General features: G+C 43.5%; 21 protein-coding genes. 4 read left to right on the forward strand and 17 right to left on the reverse strand.

What is annotated here, in order from left to right; all coding sequences use genetic code 11:
• Positions 1-49: 49 nt before the first annotated feature.
• The 11 genes from J1C77_RS08240 to rplK all read right to left on the reverse strand — a co-directional run bounded on the left by J1C77_RS08240 (position 50) and on the right by rplK (position 8,379).
• The gene (locus J1C77_RS08240) at positions 50-607 is read right to left on the reverse strand and encodes a DUF6036 family nucleotidyltransferase (RefSeq protein ID WP_002920695.1); all 558 of its coding nucleotides are present in this window, start codon (positions 605-607) and stop codon (positions 50-52) included.
• The gene (locus J1C77_RS08245) at positions 600-884 is read right to left on the reverse strand and encodes a hypothetical protein (protein WP_002920694.1); all 285 of its coding nucleotides are present in this window, start codon (positions 882-884) and stop codon (positions 600-602) included. Before J1C77_RS08245 ends, J1C77_RS08240 begins: the two co-directional genes overlap by 8 nt.
• Before the next feature lie 113 nt (positions 885-997).
• Positions 998-1,987, reverse strand: coding sequence for a PhoH family protein (locus J1C77_RS08250; protein ID WP_002920693.1), 990 nt, complete (start codon positions 1,985-1,987; stop codon positions 998-1,000).
• Between the two features lie 90 nt (positions 1,988-2,077).
• Positions 2,078-2,293, reverse strand: a complete 216-nt coding sequence (locus tag J1C77_RS08255; RefSeq protein WP_002894860.1) for a YozE family protein — start codon at positions 2,291-2,293, stop codon at positions 2,078-2,080.
• 21 nt (positions 2,294-2,314) lie between these two features.
• A complete protein-coding gene (locus J1C77_RS08260) occupies positions 2,315-2,965 on the reverse strand; it encodes a hypothetical protein (protein ID WP_223310671.1) in 651 nt (216 codons plus the stop codon).
• Between the two features lie 163 nt (positions 2,966-3,128).
• Positions 3,129-3,983: an RNA-binding virulence regulatory protein CvfB gene (gene cvfB, locus J1C77_RS08265; protein WP_002920690.1), complete on the reverse strand. Its 855-nt coding sequence runs from the start codon at positions 3,981-3,983 to the stop codon at positions 3,129-3,131.
• 104 nt (positions 3,984-4,087) lie between these two features.
• Positions 4,088-4,645: a ribosome recycling factor gene (frr, locus tag J1C77_RS08270; RefSeq protein WP_002920689.1), complete on the reverse strand. Its 558-nt coding sequence runs from the start codon at positions 4,643-4,645 to the stop codon at positions 4,088-4,090.
• Between the two features lie 19 nt (positions 4,646-4,664).
• A complete protein-coding gene (gene pyrH, locus J1C77_RS08275; protein WP_002894857.1) occupies positions 4,665-5,390 on the reverse strand; it encodes a UMP kinase in 726 nt (241 codons plus the stop codon).
• Between the two features lie 190 nt (positions 5,391-5,580).
• Positions 5,581-7,032 (reverse strand): APC family permease, encoded by a 1,452-nt coding sequence (locus J1C77_RS08280; protein WP_002920688.1) that lies wholly within the window; start codon positions 7,030-7,032, stop codon positions 5,581-5,583.
• 130 nt (positions 7,033-7,162) lie between these two features.
• Positions 7,163-7,852 (reverse strand): 50S ribosomal protein L1, encoded by a 690-nt coding sequence (gene rplA / locus J1C77_RS08285; protein ID WP_002894855.1) that lies wholly within the window; start codon positions 7,850-7,852, stop codon positions 7,163-7,165.
• A 101-nt stretch (positions 7,853-7,953) separates the two neighbouring features.
• On the reverse strand, positions 7,954-8,379 hold the full coding sequence (gene rplK / locus J1C77_RS08290; protein WP_002894851.1) for a 50S ribosomal protein L11: 426 nt from the start codon (positions 8,377-8,379) through the stop codon (positions 7,954-7,956).
• Between the two features lie 151 nt (positions 8,380-8,530).
• Between rplK and J1C77_RS08295 the strand changes: the two genes are divergently transcribed.
• Entirely contained in the window at positions 8,531-8,878 is a 348-nt protein-coding gene (locus J1C77_RS08295) for a DUF3397 domain-containing protein (RefSeq protein WP_002897148.1), read from the forward strand.
• Positions 8,879-8,988: 110 nt separating this feature from the next.
• Here the strand turns inward: J1C77_RS08295 and gloA2 are convergent, their stop codons facing one another.
• The 3 genes from gloA2 to J1C77_RS08310 all read right to left on the reverse strand — a co-directional run bounded on the left by gloA2 (position 8,989) and on the right by J1C77_RS08310 (position 12,100).
• Positions 8,989-9,375, reverse strand: a complete 387-nt coding sequence (gene gloA2, locus J1C77_RS08300) for an SMU1112c/YaeR family gloxylase I-like metalloprotein (protein ID WP_002920687.1) — start codon at positions 9,373-9,375, stop codon at positions 8,989-8,991.
• A gap of 111 nt (positions 9,376-9,486) precedes the next feature.
• Positions 9,487-11,787, reverse strand: a complete 2,301-nt coding sequence (locus J1C77_RS08305) for a DNA translocase FtsK (protein ID WP_002920686.1) — start codon at positions 11,785-11,787, stop codon at positions 9,487-9,489.
• Positions 11,788-11,917: 130 nt separating this feature from the next.
• The gene (locus J1C77_RS08310) at positions 11,918-12,100 is read right to left on the reverse strand and encodes a PspC domain-containing protein (protein WP_002899876.1); all 183 of its coding nucleotides are present in this window, start codon (positions 12,098-12,100) and stop codon (positions 11,918-11,920) included.
• 227 nt (positions 12,101-12,327) lie between these two features.
• Between J1C77_RS08310 and J1C77_RS08315 the strand changes: the two genes are divergently transcribed.
• Genes J1C77_RS08315 through J1C77_RS08325 form a run of 3 tightly spaced genes read left to right on the forward strand, consistent with a single transcriptional unit; the run spans position 12,328 to position 13,892 of the window.
• Positions 12,328-12,747 carry an NUDIX hydrolase gene (locus J1C77_RS08315; protein WP_042762775.1) on the forward strand — a complete coding sequence of 140 codons (420 nt, stop codon included), beginning with the start codon at positions 12,328-12,330 and terminating at the stop codon, positions 12,745-12,747.
• Between the two features lie 54 nt (positions 12,748-12,801).
• Positions 12,802-13,620 (forward strand): peptidylprolyl isomerase, encoded by an 819-nt coding sequence (locus J1C77_RS08320; RefSeq protein WP_002920684.1) that lies wholly within the window; start codon positions 12,802-12,804, stop codon positions 13,618-13,620.
• 35 nt (positions 13,621-13,655) lie between these two features.
• Entirely contained in the window at positions 13,656-13,892 is a 237-nt protein-coding gene (locus tag J1C77_RS08325; protein ID WP_002920683.1) for a zinc-ribbon domain-containing protein, read from the forward strand.
• A gap of 53 nt (positions 13,893-13,945) precedes the next feature.
• Here the strand turns inward: J1C77_RS08325 and J1C77_RS08330 are convergent, their stop codons facing one another.
• The 3 genes from J1C77_RS08330 to J1C77_RS08340 all read right to left on the reverse strand — a co-directional run bounded on the left by J1C77_RS08330 (position 13,946) and on the right by J1C77_RS08340 (position 16,613).
• A complete protein-coding gene (locus J1C77_RS08330; protein ID WP_002920682.1) occupies positions 13,946-15,487 on the reverse strand; it encodes an ABC-F family ATP-binding cassette domain-containing protein in 1,542 nt (513 codons plus the stop codon).
• Between the two features lie 111 nt (positions 15,488-15,598).
• Complete coding sequence (locus J1C77_RS08335; RefSeq protein WP_002918611.1) at positions 15,599-15,907, reverse strand: DUF898 family protein; 309 nt, start codon at positions 15,905-15,907, stop codon at positions 15,599-15,601.
• Between the two features lie 13 nt (positions 15,908-15,920).
• Positions 15,921-16,613 (reverse strand): 5'-methylthioadenosine/adenosylhomocysteine nucleosidase, encoded by a 693-nt coding sequence (locus J1C77_RS08340; protein ID WP_002920681.1) that lies wholly within the window; start codon positions 16,611-16,613, stop codon positions 15,921-15,923.
• Between the last annotated feature and the right edge of the window lie 2 nt (positions 16,614-16,615).

Here is a 16,615-nt window from a genome sequence, read left to right on the forward strand (position 1 = left end):
AATAAATCTGCTCTTTTCGTATGTTATTAGATAAAAATCAAAGCTTTCTTTAGTAATACCTCTTTAGCTTTTCTTGATTTTCTTTGAAAAATTCCTCTAGCCATTCCATACCATAGGCATGACTAAAACCTTCTAAAAGAACAGAAAAATCAATCGTATCAAAACCCAACTTTCTCAGGTCCTCAAAGGTTTTGAATGGGGAATGAAAATCTTTGTATTTGATAATAGCTCCTATGTCTTTCAAATCCTGTTCTCTAATGCTGAACATTTTCATTCCTAAAACATATTCAATCGGAACCATTAAAACCCTTAAATGACTAAAAGTATATAAGGTCTCACATAAGTCAACCGCTGGCTGCTTGTTCATTCTTGCTACATTATTATTGAGCCAAAGTTCTTCATGAGTATTGAGGTTAAATCGTTGTCCTACTCTCGCAATAATCTCATTGATTTTTTGGTTTTCTTGGTAAAAAGCATCTACATCTTGCGTTGCTCGCAAGCCATGATGTTCCAAGACATAGCCCCCAACACAGATAATAGTTAAAGTAAGGTTGGCTTGGGCCAATTCTTGATTTAAGGCTTCAAAAACTGGTTTCATTTTATCCATGCTTATATCTCTCCATCAGCTCTTGAACATTTGTTAACTTAGCAGGTTTGTTTAAAGAAATCACATACTCATGCGTTGGAGTGTGTTCTTGTAGAGCATATTTCAGACTAACCTTTTGAAAATCTGTCAACTCTTTTGAAGCCAACAAACGTTCCACATCTTTGTCAGTTAAATAAGAACTGTCTTCAAAAATAACCTTTCTAAGGTAACGAAACCAATGACTGGCATTAAACCTTGATTGCCTAGAAGCATTAATCATATAATCATACCAATCCATCTTCTACCTCTTTTTAAAATTCTATCTTTCCTGATAATCACTTTTAATCATTTTATAAACCTTAAAAAATCTATATCATGATCATGGCCGATGTGAACTGATATTTAGTTCTCTTATTCCATTTCTTCTGGCTCAGTTGCTGCCTCTTTAACAGGAGTTGGTTCATAAGCTCGGATAATCTCCGCCACTACTGGATGACGAACGACATCCTTAGCTGAGAAATGTACAAAGTCGATTTGGGAGATGTTCTTTAATTTCTCCTGAGCATCAATGAGTCCTGATTTAACATTGCGAGGCAGGTCAATCTGGCTGATGTCTCCATTGACAATCATCTTGGACTGGAAGCCTAGCCGCGTCAGAAACATCTTCATCTGCATGATGGTGGTATTCTGTGCCTCGTCCAGAATTACAAAAGCATCATCCAAAGTCCGCCCCCGCATATAGGCTAGGGGAGCAATCTCAATGATTTCTCGCTCCATAAGGCGCGTTGTCTGGTCCTTGCCCAAAATCTGATACAAGGCATCATAGACCGGACGCAGATAAGGATCCACCTTTTCCTTAAGATCACCAGGCAGAAATCCCAAACTCTCACCAGCTTCTACCGCTGGCCTTGTCAGGATGATTCGCTTGACCTGCCCACGCTTGAGAGCAGTCACGGCCAAGGTCACCGCCAGAAAGGTCTTCCCTGTCCCGGCTGGCCCGATCCCAAAGACGATATCATGATTTTTAACGCTGTCCACATAGATTTTTTGGCCAAGTGTCTTGACCCGAATCGGCTTGCCATAGCTGTCCTTGATAATCTCTTCTTCGTAAAGAGCTACAAACTTATCAATTTCATCATTTTTGACCATGGTGATGGCTGTCACAACATCGGGAGTACCGATGGTCATGCCACGATTGACCAAGACCAACAGAGCCTGAATGACCTGTCTGGTCTCTTCACAGGCAGCCTTCGTACCTAAAATCTGCACAATCTCGGTTCGGGCATGAATAGTTACCTTCAATTCCTGCTCCATAAGGCGCAGATGGCGTTCATTAGAACCAAAGAGATGAAAGGCATCATCTGGATGGCCCAGTTTCAATTCTACTGAATGTTCCTGCAAACAAAGAACCTCTCTATTTTAATTTATTGAATGAATTATCTTTATTATATCAAAGCAAGCAGAAAATGACTATCCCTAGCCACTATCCACTCAATGTGCCTGATACTCTTCCCAAATAGCATCGAACTCGCCCAAGTTAAAGGAAAAATTTGCGTGCTCCTCCAGAAAACGACTGACCTCGTCAAAATCATCCGTATGCTTGGGAAAGGCAGTATCCTGAAAAGCCAAATCCGCCAAAATAGCCTTGGGCTCCTTGCTCTTAGGATTGCGCTCTGTCATCAGCCAGCTGTAAAAAGATTTTCTCATAGGTTCCTTTCTAAAAATTTATTAAAAAAGTGATTTTGAGAACTTTATTAATACCTTATAAAATCCAGAATAGTTCTCAATATTAACTACAACATGTTTCACAAACTGAAGCATAAAATAATTTATAGCACAATAAAACAACACAGCTATTAAATAAACCGCCCATATTGTAATATGTTCATTTGAATTTTCCTGAAAAAATTTTAAAATTTCATATTTGATTTCAGGAAATAAGACATTACCAATTCCAACTAGAGCTGATAAAAAACTTAATAAAGACAGGGGCTTTATAATACTTTTTAAAAAACTTTCATGTAGTTCTAAGTCTTTTAATGCCTGGTTTTGATTAAATTCAATTTTTTTACTGTTACTTATCTCTTGGTTAATACTACTTAATAAAATAATTTCTAAGTAATTTAATAGTATCAAAAATTCAGCGGTTACAAAAACTAATAAGTCGCCATTAATTTTAATATGAAAAATATTATAGATAATGCTCGCTGGTATCGGAGAAATAAATGTAGCAATTAAAAGTATCGTCATATATATAAACAACGGCGTATTTAAAACATAACCAATAAACTTGTTATTTTTTAACGAAATTTTATTTTCTATCCAAATCAAACTCTTTCTTAACCAATTAATTTTAACTGTAGCTGTATTTATTTCCATTTTATTCCAGATTTTATTAAACAAATATTTCAAAGGAAAGCATAATAAGATTGTTGGGTATATAACAAAATATGCTAAAAAAGGAATAAATAAATACCAGCACAGAAATAAAATTACTATTAGAGAAATAATATAAAACAGTATCATAATCAGATAAGAATCCTCACACCAACTCCGTTCCAGTCGGGTCCTGCTTGATTTTACCAGCTTTCATCAGCCCACCTAGAGCTTTTTTAAACTGGCCTTTGGAAATGCCAAAGGTAGCCTTGATGTCGTCTGGTGAAGACTTGTCGTTCAAGGTCATAAAGCCGCCATTGCTCTCCAGATAGGTCAGAATCATCTGGGCATCGTTTTCCAGCATTTCAAAGGAACGAGGCTTGATCGAGAGATTAAGAGTTCGGTCTACTTCACGGAAGCCAATCACCCGAGCGTCCAAGACCTGCCCCAAACGTGGCTCTGCATAGCGCTCACTCGGATGAATAAAGCCCAGCATATTATTTTCCGGCAGGTAGACAAAGGTACCAGAAAGCTTGAGCCGATAAACGATGGCTGGCCAATTTTGATTTTGCATGTTATTGTAGGCAGGACGAGCCAGACGCTGGAAATCCTCTTGATAAGCCAGTTGACCCCAGATGCGGTCTTTTTTGTCCACATCCAGACGGATATAAAGGCGGTCGCCCTTCTTAGGCCAGAGTTCCTTGATTTCTGGCAAGATGTCAAGTGACACAACGATTTGCTTATCCGGCAGACCGGTATCGACAAAGACACCTAGATCCTTGCGAACCTCCGTTACCGTTCCCCAACCAAACTGCTCTTGAGTAGCTGTAACTTCAAGAGTTGTCAGGCGAAGCTTCTGCTTCATATCGCTGTAGGCAAAGCCTTTGACAGACTGACCCAGCTCATGCGCCCCCTCTTCCTTAGAAAGAGCGTAAACCTGACCATCCTTTTGAACAAAGTAAAAACGATCATTTTCATCGGTGATGATACCCACGATGAAGCTGGCAAGATTTGTATTCATATAGACCTATTTTCTACCTTGCTTCTTCAAACCGGGCAAGGATTTTTGATGTTAAAACAACTCAGTCAGCCAAAGCCAACTGAGTTTTGATTCTGATAAAAATGTTAAACTTCTAAAAGTTCTTTTTCTTTGTTTACTGTCATTTCATCGATATGTTTGACAGCATCGTCCGTTACTTTTTGAATATCCTTTTCCAGGGTCTTCAATTCGTCTTCAGTGATTTCTTTGGCTTTTTCCTGCTTCTTAGCTTCGTCCATAGCATCGCGGCGGATGTTACGGATGGCAACTTTAGCATTTTCACCGACCTTTTTCACTTCTTTAGCCAAGTCACGGCGAGTTTCCTCTGTCAGGGCTGGAATGACCAGACGAATCACAGAACCATCGCTGGCTGGCGTAATCCCAAGGTCAGAAGCATTAAGCGCACGCTCAATGTCCTTGATAGAAGACTTGTCAAAAGGTGTCACCAAAAGAACACGCGCTTCCGGAATAGTAATAGAAGCGATTTGGTTGAGCGGAGTTTCTACTCCATAGTACTCCACATGGATGCGGTCCAAAAGGCTGGCATTGGCGCGGCCTGCACGGATGCTGCCAAATTCACGAGCCAGACTTTGGTGCGAGTGGGTCATTCTTTCTTTTGCTTTTTCTACAATTGCATTTGCCATGAGTTTCTAATCTCCGTTCTTATAAATTATTTGATACTGTTGTTCCGATTTGCTCACCGATAACAACGCGTTTGATATTGCCTGGCTCATTCATGTTAAAGACAACCAAGTCAATGTCATTGTCCATAGACAGGGTCGAAGCCGTTGAGTCCATGATCCGCAGTCCCTTGCTGATGACATCCCGGTGGGTCAGCTCATCAAACTTAACAGCGGTCTTGTCTTTCTTAGGATCGGCATTGTAAACACCGTCCACGCCATTTTTAGCCATGAGAATCGCATCTGCTTCAATCTCAGCTGAGCGCAAGGCAGCGGTTGTATCGGTTGAAAAATAAGGAGAACCAATACCTGCACCGAAAATGACTATACGGCCTTTTTCCAGATGACGAAGAGCCCGACCTCGGATGTAAGGCTCAGCTACCTGCTGCATAGCAATCGCAGTCTGCACGCGCGTATCTACACCTACCTGCTGCAGCGAATCCGCCATTACCAGCGCATTCATGACAGTGCCCAACATACCAGTATAATCAGCCTGAACACGATCCATGCCCGCTTCTGCTGCCGGCTCACCCCGCCAAAGGTTTCCGCCTCCGATAACCAGAGCAATTTGAACTCCCAAATCATGAACTTCTTTGATTTCTTCCGCCATCTTCTGAACGGTTTGAATATCAATACCAACGCCTTTTTCACCGGCAAGAGCTTCACCTGACAACTTAATCAAAATACGCTTATACTTAGGTTCTACCATTTTTTTACTCCTTATTTTATCTGTACTATTTTACCACATTTTGTGATTTTTATATAGTTAAATCACTGAAATTTTTCTTTTTTCCTTTTAGTAAAATAGCAGAGCAGACAAGCTCATTTCACAGAAAAACCAGCCCCATCATCAGATAGGACTGGGAATGAATATTTCAATCATCTTTTACAAGGCCTACTCACTGCTTGAGCGACTGTTTCTTTTCCCGCTTAGCTAAGAGCGGCAGGATGACACCCAGACTGATCAAGACAATTGGCGTCAAAACGTTTGTTAAGAGAGAGAATTGCCAGCCAGCTGGGTCTTTGGCAAAGTCTACTTTCGGAACCATCCCTAAAATGCAGGCAAAGGCTGTAAAGAGGAAGCACCAAGCTCCGATAGCAAAGCCAACTTTTGGATTTTTGGTAAATTTGTACTCAGCATCCTTGTACTTCTTCCAAGCTTTGTTCAACATCATGTAGGCCAAGAATACCCAGAGATAACGCATGGGCATAACGATGGAGTTGAGGTTGGTCATCCATTTGACCAGACCGTCAATTTCTTTGATTCCAAAGATAGGCAGAATAATTAGTAAGCTAACCAAAATCCCAGTCAGGATGTAACCGTTAATTAGGACTCCTTTTGATGTCCGCTTGCGCAGCCAACTTGGGACAAACTCTTCATCGGCATTATTGAGCATGATTTGCAGAGGCGCGTCAATAGAGAAAGCCAGTGCAGCAATCTGTCCAACCATGTTGGTCAGGGCATAGATGACTACTAGTACATTGCCCACTCCCCAGTAGTTGCCCAGCTTTTGGAAGGCTTGGTAAGCGCCGTTTCGCATCAGGTCTTCAGGAATATTGCTGCCATCAAAAAGCATGCCCATAGCTATAGAGCCTAGGATAGCAGATGCACCAACCATGACAGCCATGACAATCATCCCCTTTGGAAATTCCTTGGCTGGATTGCGTGTTTGGTTAACGTAAGGAGATATTTTCTCAGCCCCGCCGACCGCAAAGACTAAGAGGGAGATAGTCGTGAAATAAGAGAAGTCAAAGTTGGGAATGTAAGTGCTAAGCTTATCCATATTAGCCGTCGCAAACTGCATGTCAGGTTTGATAAAAGGTGCCCCGACTGCTAAGAGGACAAAGAGGAAAGACATAATCAGCATGGCACTTCCTGCCAAGCCCCCAATCACCTTGAGCGTGGACAGCCCCTTGGTAGACAAGTAGAGAAAGGCACCGAAAATCAGCAAGCTAAGAATAACAATCCAGTGAATATCAAGACTGCTCAAAAAGTCGCCATTTCCCTGAATAGCCCAGCCCAGCGGAATCAAGACTCCCTGAGGTTTCTGAGCTAGATAAGGAATGTGTACCACCCAGTAAGTCCAGGCCGCAAAATAAGCCAGCCGCTTGGTAGAGGTCTTCTCCACCCAGTCACTGACACCGCCTCCGCTCTCCTTAAAAGTCGAGCCTAGCTGCCCCACGATTAGGGCATAAGGAATGAAGTAAATAGCTAGGATAAGAATCCAAGAAACAATTACCGAAATGCCCTGCTGGGAGTAGTTATTAACCACATTGCCCAGACCCCAGACCATATTAAAAGCAATCAGAGATACCATCAGCCAGGTTAGCTGGTTCTGATCTTTTTTCATGACACCGTCTCCTTTTATTATAAAATAAATTGATTCGATATTATTATAACATGTTTCTATGAGTTTGTAATCGTTATCAGCATTTTTATTTCAAAAAAAGAACCGCCCGAAGGCAGTTCAATATAAATTCTTAAAGTGAGTTTACATCAACCTTGATACCAACACCTTGTGTAGTAGTGATAGTCAGGTTGGTTACGTAAGTACCTTTAGCAGTAGCTGGTTTTGCTTTTTGGATTGTGTCGTTGAAAGCTTTGAAGTTTTCAACCAACTTGTCAGCTTCAAATGAAACTTTACCAATGATAGCTTGTACGTTACCTGCACGGTCTGCACGGTAAGTAATCTTACCACCTTTAGACTCTTCAACTGCTTTTGCAACATCCATTGTTACAGTACCAGTTTTAGGGTTTGGCATCAAGTTACGAGGTCCAAGGACACGTCCAAGGCGACCTACAAGTGCCATCATGTCAGGCGTAGCGATTACTACGTCAAAGTCCAACCAACCGTCGTTGATTTTTGCAACGAGGTCATCTTCACCAACGAAGTCTGCACCAGCAGCTTTCGCTTCTTCTGCTTTAGCACCACGTGCGAAAACAAGAACGCGTGAAGTTTTACCAGTTCCGTTTGGCAATACCATTGCACCACGGATTTGTTGGTCAGCTTTTTTAACGTCGATGTTCAAGTTGTAAGCAACTTCTACAGTTGCATCGAATTTTGCAAAGTTAGTTTCTTTTGCAAGTGCTACAGCTTCTTCTACGCTGTATGCTTTTGTGCTGTCGATTTTTTCAAGAGCAGCACGAAGTTGTTTGCTTTTTTTAGCCATTTTATCTTTCTCCTTGTAAGTGGTTCAATCGATTTTCATCTCCCACGTCACTCGTCAATCTGATCAAGTGTAGTGCGGGCAAATGGGATGAACGTTATTGATTAGTCAACAACAGTGAATCCCATAGAACGAGCAGTACCTTCAATCATACGCATTGCAGACTCGATGTTTGCAGCGTTCAAATCTGGCATCTTAGTTTCAGCAATTTCTTGTACTTGCGCACGAGTAACTGTTGCAACTTTCGTTTTGTTTGGCTCACCAGAACCTTTTTCAACACCTGCAGCTTTCTTCAAAAGAACAGCAGCTGGCGGAGTCTTAGTCACGAAAGTGAATGATTTGTCTTCGTACACTGAGATAACAACTGGAATAATCATACCAGCTTGATCAGCTGTACGAGCGTTGAACTCCTTAGTGAATCCCATGATGTTGATACCGGCTTGACCAAGCGCAGGACCAACTGGTGGAGCTGGAGTAGCTTTACCAGCAGGGATTTGCAATTTTACAAGTTTTTCGACTTTTTTAGCCATTTTTAAATCCTCCTTTGTGGTTTTGGCGGTAAATAAAGATTTTTACCTCCCACAAGTATGCTTTTCGCATACCTTTCTATTATACACTAAACTTTGTTAAATGCAAGGAATTTTATCTTCTTTTTTGAATTTTTTGTGGTAAAATAATCTTATGACACTATTAAAGATTGCTTCGATTTTATTTATCTTTTTAACATTGATTTTAACCACTATTACAGTGCGAGTTTTTCAATTAAGGAAATACGGTTTAAACTTTGCGGACTTAGCTTTTCCGCTTTTTGTTGTGGAATTTTATATCATTTCAGATAAGGCCTACTACCACAGCTTGCTGCCCCAGCTGACTCTAGCTCTCTCAGTTCTCGCTATCGCCATCACCATCTATTTTCTCAAGAAAAAAAGGAGCTTCTACTATCCCAAGTTTTTCAAGTTCTTCTGGCGGGCTGGATTTCTTCTGACCTTCTTCATGTACCTAGCCATGGTCATCGGTCTCTTTTTGTAATAATGTAAAATAAACCCCATCGGTCACGAGTTAGCCGATGGGGTTTTCATATGCGGGACTTACAAGTCCTTCTTTTGCCGTGAAAGAAGAATCTTACGATGCTCCTAGTCTTATTCGTGAATCTCCAGAGGCAGGCCATCCGGATCAAAGAAGAAAGCCATCTTACGACCGTCAAAGTCGTCATAGCGCAGCTCGGTATGAGGAATCTCCAAACAGTCAAATTCCTCTAGCGTTTCTTCGACATCTTTCACTCGGAAGGCCAGATGCCGTAGACCTGTATGCTCAGGATGCGGCAGGGCTGGCCGCTTGGGAGCTTCTTCCTTGATAAAAATTTCCAGAGTCAGATTTCCCTTGCGGACATTAAAGAGAATATCCTGCTTGTCTGGCCGATGGTGTTCATCCAGCTGCTCAAAGCCTAGCTTATCCACATAAAACTCCCTGGTCTTGGCATAATCATGACCAATGATGGCTATATGGTGAATGGTGTCTAGTTTCATACTTTTTTCCTTTCCTTGGCAATGTGTAAGTAGAGAAAATCTGCCGGCTGACTGCTGGCAGATTTGTTTTTATCAAATGATTATCTTGCTAGCAGACTAGTGAAATTAGAATTAATTTGTCTGCAAAACCTTTCGAGGCTTGGTGCCTTCGGCTGGTCCGATAACGCCTGCCGCTTCAAGTTCTTCCATAAGACGAGTGGCTCGATTAAAGCCGACCGAGAGTCGCCGCTGAATCATAGATGCGCTGGCTTTCTGAGTCTCGATAACCAAGGCCTTGGCTTCTTCAAAGAGAGGATCGCCTTCATCATCGCCCCCACCAGTATCCAAATCACTTTCAGATACTTCACCAGGATCAAAACTATCGTCATAATCAGCTTCAGCTTGATTCTTGACGAAGGCTACGATTCGCTCCACATCTTCATCCGAGATAAAGGAGCCCTGCAGACGAACCGGGTGGTTTTCATCAATAGGCTTAAAGAGCATATCCCCACGACCCAAGAGCTTTTCTGCTCCATTTTCATCCAGAATGGTCCGGCTGTCTGTCCCGCTGGATACAGCAAAGGCAATCCGAGAGGGTACATTGGCCTTAATCAGACCGGAGATAACATCTACAGATGGACGCTGGGTAGCCAGAATCATGTGAATCCCAGCCGCACGCGCTTTCTGTCCCAGACGAATAATGGCGTCTTCCACTTCCTTGCTGGCCACCATCATAAGGTCAGCCAGCTCGTCCACGATGACGACGATTAAAGGCAGGGGAACTTGCTTGTACTCTGATTGGGCATTGTACTCGGCTACTTTAGCATTGTAGCCAGCAATGTTACGGGCACCGACCTTGGAGAAGAGTTCATAGCGGTTTTCCATCTCATCTACAACCTTCTGGAGTGCACGGCTAGCCTTGCGAGGATTGGTCACGACTGGGATAAGCAAGTGAGGAATGTCATTATAAACGGACAGCTCCACCATCTTAGGATCCACCATCATAAACTTGACTTCATCCGGTCTGGCTTTCATGAGAATGCTGGCAATAATACCGTTGACGGCCACAGATTTTCCAGAACCAGTAGAGCCCGCTACCAAGAGATGGGGCATCTTAGCCAAGTCAAAGGAGCGGACAGAGCCGTTGACAGCCTTCCCAAGTGGGATTTCTAGGAGCTTGTTGGCATCCGTTTTCGACTGTTCCCAGAGTTCTCGGAAGGTCACGGTCGCAACTTCAGAGTTGGGTACTTCAATCCCGACAAGAGATTTCCCAGGAATCGGCGCTTCAATCCGCACATCCTTGGCAGCCAAGGCTAGAGCCAAATCATCTGCCAGATTGGAAATCCGATTGACCCGAACACCGACAGCTGGCTTGACCTCGTACTTAGTAACGGAAGGTCCGATTTCAGCCCGCTCAACAGCAGCCTTGATCCCAAAACTAGCAAAGGTCTCTTCCAAAATTTTGATATTATCTCGGACAATGCGCTTTTCTTTGGACTGATTCTTAGGCTTGTCGGGCGCAAAGAGGTTGATGGTCGGCAGCTTATAGTCTAGACTTTCCTTGGCGGTAAAGTCCACTTCAACGTCTACATCTGTCTCGTCCGTCTCTTCTTCGCGACCAAAGTCCAGAGGCTCATGAGGGTCATACTCTCCCACTTCCTCATAGTCTGCCTCGTCAAAGTCCACAGCTGTATCTGACAAGTCCTCGTCATCTAAAATCTCTCCTGTTTCAGAATCGACCTCGACTTCTTCCTGCTCTACTTCAATGGCTTGCATCGCTGCCTGTGCAGCTTTCTCTTCCTGCTCCAAGAAACGAAGCTGTCGCTTTTCTTCCTGCTTCTCTCTCCAATTTTGAAAAGCAGCCATAGCCTTTTCTGAAATATCATAGATAGACCACGGGCTCATTAGGAGACCGCCCAAAAGAATGAGGAGCAGGCCGAAGAAATAGGAGCCGATATTTGAAAAAAGAAAAGAGATAGGCGCGTAAAGGAGAGAACCTAGCAGGCCACCACCCGCGAAGGAGCTGACCTTAAAGGCTGTCAGATCAGTCAAAACCCTGCCTAGAGTTGTGGATAAGACAGCTGCTCCCTCTAGCTTCAACACACTGACAAAATAAGCTTGGAAAATTAACTCCAGTCCCAAAAAGAGGCTGATAAATCCTGAAACCGTCCCCTCGTGCTTGTGCAGCCACTTGAAAAAAAAGAGATAGCCAAAGCTGGCCAGAATAGCCAAATAGGCCAAGCTTCCCACCAAGAGGCGAATCATATTATAAATGGTGACCCCAAAAGCGCCCAGCTTTATCGCTGCAAACAAAAGAATAAGAGCCAACACAAAGGTGGCAATCATTCTCTTTATTGCTTTTTGTCTTTCTAATTCTGCTTTTGTCGGCCGGCGAGTTGTCCGGCCTTTTTTCGTGTTTTTCTTAGTTGCCATAACCCTTATTATACCATATTTGAGCCTTAGATGAGAAATCTTTTATCTAGATCAGAAACAAAAAAATTTATTTATCCACGCAAAAAGAACTGGGCTAGCCAGTTCTCATTTCACTATCACAAAATTCTTATTAAGCCTCTGGCATAACCGCCCAAGCAATCAAGTAAGCCAAGACACCTGTACCTGCCACACAGACCAAAAGAATCCAAATAACACGAACCAAGGTTGGATCTAAATCAAAGTAGTTTGCGATACCAGCACATACACCAGCGATTTTTTTGTTGTTGACATCTCTTGTCAGTCTTTTCTCCATGGAAAACACTCCTTATTATTTTTACACTGTTTATTTTACCATAACATCTCTCAATGCACAAGTTCGCCTGCTATTGAACCCTCTCTTCAGATAAAATTTAATTACATCAAGATGAATTTGTTCACTCTACCATACTTTTAACAAGTCCAAGCAAAACTCTTGTTCTTGTGGTAGAATAGAGGGACATTTTAATTAGCTCACAGTAAAAATACATGAGGAGGAAGATAATGCGAGCCGGAGTCATTCTTTTCAATCCCCAAACCAAGCAAATACTGCTCATCCACCGCTGGAAAAATGGAGAAGAGTATTTTGTGATACCGGGCGGCGGAGCCGAGTCAGGTGAGACAGCAGTCCAAGTAGCTCAGCGAGAAATTCAGGAAGAGCTGGGTTGGTTCTTGTCTGAAAAGCAGCTGCAGCCAGCCTTTACTTTCAGAAATAGCCACCGCTTAGAAATCTATTTTCGCGCCACTATCAGCCATACATCAGCCCCAATGATTCAGGGCGAGGAAGCCCTTCGCAGTCATGCCCAGAATGTCTATCAACCTGAATGGCTAGACATAGAAGCAATTTGCGACCTGAACTTACGGCCAGCAGGACTTAAAAATCTGCTCCTGGATTGTCTGACACAGGAGGGTTTGAAAAACTAGCTTAATTGTAGTAAAATATCAGTAGTTTACAATCTAATGTGAGAAAGGTTTTATATGAAAAAAATTCTTCTTATCAGTCTCTTATCAGGACTTGTCTTGGCTGGCTGCTCTGGTAAAGGTAAGAAAGAGGAGACTACTAGCTCCTCCAACTCATCCAGCAGTTCCTCTCTAGTGAGCTCTAGCTCTGATCCAGAGGAAACCAGCAAACTCCGTGAGCAATTCAAGGATGCCATGACTAACGAAAATGCCAATTTTCCGCAGCTATCTACAGAAGTTGCTGAAGATGAAGCGGAAGTCAAGTTGATAACGACTGAAGGCGATATCCGCATCAAGCTCTTTCCAAAACAAGCCCCACTAGCCGTTGAAAACTTCCTGACCCATGCCAAAGAAGGCTACTATGATGGCGTTTTATTCCACCGTGTTATCAATGAATTTATGATTCAGACCGGAGATCCTAAAGGCAACGGCACTGGAGGCGAGTCTATCTGGAAGGGCAAAGACAAGTCTAAAGACTCTGGAAACGGCTTTAAAAATGAGTATTCTCCATATCTTTATAATATTCGTGGCGCCCTATCCATGGCTAATGCAGGCCCTGGTACCAATGGCAGTCAGTTCTTCATCAACCAAAGCAAGAAAGACTTGTCTAGCCAAATGTCTACGGATTCTTTCCCAGCTAAGATCATCGAAGCCTATAAAAACGGTGGAAATCCTACTTTAGATGGCGGAGCTTATACCGTATTCGGCCAAGTGCTGGAAGGGATGGATGTGGTGGACAAAATCGCTGCCGCAGAAACAGACGACAACGACAAGCCTAAAAAAGATATCAAGATTGAAAAAATCGAGATTATCAAGGACTATGACTTCAGCAAATAAGCTGACCGCCCAACCAATTAAGGAGGGAAATCAATATGATTATCTGGGGATATAAAGGTTATCAGAAAAACTTAGGACAGACCCAAAGCAATATCGAGTGTGCCAACTGCCATAACATCGCACCTTGGGACATTATGGAAACCGGCCGAAAGTTTACACTTTATTGGATTCCTACCTTTCCTTACGGTAGAAAACATTACCTCACCTGCCCAGTCTGCCAGCACGGCAAGCAGATCGAAAAGCAGGAAATCGAGCAGTTTTTGAATTATTAGCAACAGAAAGAGACGATTCTCAATGAACCGTCTCTTTTCTTTTTTAAATTTTATCAAGTCAACTGGTTAAAATCCCAGATCTGGTCCATCCAGCCTTCATAGAAATCAGGCTCATGGCAGACCATAAGGATGCTGCCCTTGTATTCTTTCAGAGCTCGTTTGAGCTCTTCCTTGGCATCGACATCCAGGTGGTTGGTCGGCTCGTCCAGCACCAGAACATTATTTTCTCGGTTCATGAGGAGGCAAAGTCGGACCTTGGCCTGCTCTCCACCTGAAAGAACCTGGATCTGGCTCTCGATGTGCTTGGAAGTCAGACCACATCTGGCCAGAGCCGCTCGGACTTCTGCTTGGTTAAGGGCCGGAAAGGCGTTCCAGACTGCTTCCAGCGGTGTCTGACGATTGCCGCCCTCGACTTCCTGCTCGAAATAGCCCAGCTCTAGATAGTCCCCACGCTCGACCTGACCTGCGATAGGCGGGATAATCCCCAGCAAACTCTTGAGCAGGGTTGTTTTTCCAATCCCATTTGCCCCGATGATCGCCACCTTTTGATTACGCTCAAAGGTCAGGTTAAGGGGCTGGGTTAGCGGTCGGTCGTAACCAATCTGCAAATTCTCAGCCTGAAAGATAAAACGGCCAGGTGTGCGGGCAGGTTTGAAGTCAAAGGTAGGCTTTGGCTTCTCACTCTGCAACTCAATAATATCCATCTTATCTAATTTTTTCTGGCGGGACATGGCCATATTTCGGGTTGCCACGCGGGCTTTATTGCGAGCCACAAAGTCCTTAAGGTCCGCAATTTCTTTCTGCTGGCGCTCGTAGGCCGCTTCCAGCTGAGATTTTTTCATCTCATAGACTTCCTGGAACTGATAGTAGTCGCCAGAGTAACGAGTCAAGTGCTGATTTTCTACATGGTAGACAATATTGATCACGTCATTCAAGAAAGGAATATCATGGGAGATCAGAACAAAGGCATTTTCATAGTTTTGTAGGTAGCGCTTGAGCCAGTCAATGTGCTCAGCATCTAAATAGTTTGTTGGCTCGTCCAAGAGCAGGATATCTGGTTTTTCCAGAAGCAGCTTAGCCAAGAGAACCTTAGTCCGCTGCCCACCAGATAGCTCCGTCACATCACTCTCCATACCGTAGTCCATCACACCTAGTGCCCGTGCAACTTCGTCAATCTTGGCATCCAGAGTATAGAAATCCCGGCTCTCCAAGCGGTCCTGCAGCTCGCCCACTTCTTCCATCAGGGCATCAACATCGGCTCCTTCCTCAGCCATGCTCATATAGATTTCATTGATACGAGCCTCGGTCTTGAAAAGCTCGTCAAAGGCCGTGCGCAAGACATCGCGAACAGACTGACCTTGCTCCAGCACAGCATGCTGATCCAGATAGCCAGCTGTCACATACTTGGACCACTCAACCTTACCTTCGTCCGGCAGCATTTTCCCCGTCACAATGCTCATAAAGGTTGACTTCCCCTCGCCATTGGCACCGAACAGGCCGATATGCTCACCCTTGAGCAGGCGGAAGGATACATCCTCAAAAATAGCCCGGTCTCCAAAACCGTGGCTGAGATTTTTCACTTCTAAGATACTCATTTTTTCTCCTCTATCATTGATTGCAGTTCCTTGATTATACCATCAAAAGGGATTTTTTGGCAAGATAGAAGAAAAGGAGAAGCGAGCTACTTAAGTCTCGCCTGCTTGTTCTCAATTCGCATGATGCGTATGCTTGGTAATCCACTGGGTCAGTTTGATTTTCAGCCAAAAGCCATAAATACCACAGGTAACAATGGTCAATAGCCACCACTTAATCCAATTACCAAAAAGCTGCATGGCAGTACCATCAAAGTAAAGGCGGTGCCCGTCAATAACTGTATGTTTTATCTTCCAATTATACAGGATACACATGCCCCAAGGTGCACAAATTCCCAGTGTAAAAACTGTAATCAAGGTAGCCAAAATCACATGACCGATGTAAGAAAAGAGACCACCATCAAAATAAGACTCTTTGTACATACTATCTCCCCCTTTAAACCAACTCTTTCAGAAATTGAATCAGGGTTTCTGCCGAGCGTTTACCAGCTTCAAGAATGAATTCATCAAAAGTGACATTAGCATCATGGCTAGCTGTGTCGCTCATGGCTCGAATAACCATAAAAGGCAGACCAATCGAATGTGTAGCTTGAGCAATAGCTGCGCCTTCCATCTCGACAGCCAAGACATCTGGAAAATGCTCCTTGATGCGATCAATCTTGTCTTGACCTGCAACAAAGCTGTCACCTGTCGCAATCAACCCTACTCTGGCCTTCTGATGAGTCTTGTCTAAAATTTTCTTCATTTCAGCAACCAGATAGCGACTCGCTTCAAAATAGAGTGGCTGTCGTGCCATCTGACCGTAGTCATAGCCAAAGGCCGTCACATCTACATCATGGTAGACCAGACGATCTGCGACCACCACATCGCCGATAGCCAAACCTTCTGCCACTGCTCCAGCTGAGCCTGTATTAATCACAGCTGTAACCTTGAAATCATTGACCAGAACAGCCACACTCATAGCGGACATAACCTTGCCAATCCCGCTTTCGACCAACACCACTTCATGGTAGCCGATGGAGCCCGTATGATAGACATGGCCCAAACGCAGGTGCTTCTGCGGGTTTTCTAAATGCTCCAGCAGAATCTTCAACTCCTCAGGCATGGCTGCGATAATTCCAATTTTCATAT

Origin of the sequence: Streptococcus sanguinis (assembly GCF_050223295.1) — a bacterium.
Taxonomy (GTDB): Bacteria; Bacillota; Bacilli; order Lactobacillales; family Streptococcaceae; genus Streptococcus; species Streptococcus sanguinis_X.

What these genes read in the sequence shown, in the direction of transcription:
- J1C77_RS08280 (WP_002920688.1), bottom strand. Translation starts at nt 7,032, where the DNA reads ATGAAAAAAGATCAGAACCAGCTAACCTGGCTGATGGTATCTCTGATT.
- J1C77_RS08335 (WP_002918611.1), bottom strand. Translation starts at nt 15,907, where the DNA reads ATGTACAAAGAGTCTTATTTTGATGGTGGTCTCTTTTCTTACATCGGT.
- J1C77_RS08330 (WP_002920682.1), bottom strand. Translation starts at nt 15,487, where the DNA reads ATGAGTATCTTAGAAGTGAAAAATCTCAGCCACGGTTTTGGAGACCGG.
- cvfB (WP_002920690.1), bottom strand. Translation starts at nt 3,983, where the DNA reads ATGAATACAAATCTTGCCAGCTTCATCGTGGGTATCATCACCGATGAA.
- J1C77_RS08305 (WP_002920686.1), bottom strand. Translation starts at nt 11,787, where the DNA reads ATGGCAACTAAGAAAAACACGAAAAAAGGCCGGACAACTCGCCGGCCG.
- J1C77_RS08320 (WP_002920684.1), top strand. Translation starts at nt 12,802, where the DNA reads ATGAAAAAAATTCTTCTTATCAGTCTCTTATCAGGACTTGTCTTGGCT.
- J1C77_RS08260 (WP_223310671.1), bottom strand. Translation starts at nt 2,965, where the DNA reads ATGGAAATAAATACAGCTACAGTTAAAATTAATTGGTTAAGAAAGAGT.
- pyrH (WP_002894857.1), bottom strand. Translation starts at nt 5,390, where the DNA reads ATGGTAGAACCTAAGTATAAGCGTATTTTGATTAAGTTGTCAGGTGAA.
- frr (WP_002920689.1), bottom strand. Translation starts at nt 4,645, where the DNA reads ATGGCAAATGCAATTGTAGAAAAAGCAAAAGAAAGAATGACCCACTCG.
- rplA (WP_002894855.1), bottom strand. Translation starts at nt 7,852, where the DNA reads ATGGCTAAAAAAAGCAAACAACTTCGTGCTGCTCTTGAAAAAATCGAC.
- J1C77_RS08255 (WP_002894860.1), bottom strand. Translation starts at nt 2,293, where the DNA reads ATGAGAAAATCTTTTTACAGCTGGCTGATGACAGAGCGCAATCCTAAG.
- J1C77_RS08240 (WP_002920695.1), bottom strand. Translation starts at nt 607, where the DNA reads ATGGATAAAATGAAACCAGTTTTTGAAGCCTTAAATCAAGAATTGGCC.
- J1C77_RS08245 (WP_002920694.1), bottom strand. Translation starts at nt 884, where the DNA reads ATGGATTGGTATGATTATATGATTAATGCTTCTAGGCAATCAAGGTTT.
- gloA2 (WP_002920687.1), bottom strand. Translation starts at nt 9,375, where the DNA reads ATGAAACTAGACACCATTCACCATATAGCCATCATTGGTCATGATTAT.
- J1C77_RS08340 (WP_002920681.1), bottom strand. Translation starts at nt 16,613, where the DNA reads ATGAAAATTGGAATTATCGCAGCCATGCCTGAGGAGTTGAAGATTCTG.
- J1C77_RS08315 (WP_042762775.1), top strand. Translation starts at nt 12,328, where the DNA reads ATGCGAGCCGGAGTCATTCTTTTCAATCCCCAAACCAAGCAAATACTG.
- J1C77_RS08325 (WP_002920683.1), top strand. Translation starts at nt 13,656, where the DNA reads ATGATTATCTGGGGATATAAAGGTTATCAGAAAAACTTAGGACAGACC.
- J1C77_RS08295 (WP_002897148.1), top strand. Translation starts at nt 8,531, where the DNA reads ATGACACTATTAAAGATTGCTTCGATTTTATTTATCTTTTTAACATTG.
- J1C77_RS08310 (WP_002899876.1), bottom strand. Translation starts at nt 12,100, where the DNA reads ATGGAGAAAAGACTGACAAGAGATGTCAACAACAAAAAAATCGCTGGT.
- rplK (WP_002894851.1), bottom strand. Translation starts at nt 8,379, where the DNA reads ATGGCTAAAAAAGTCGAAAAACTTGTAAAATTGCAAATCCCTGCTGGT.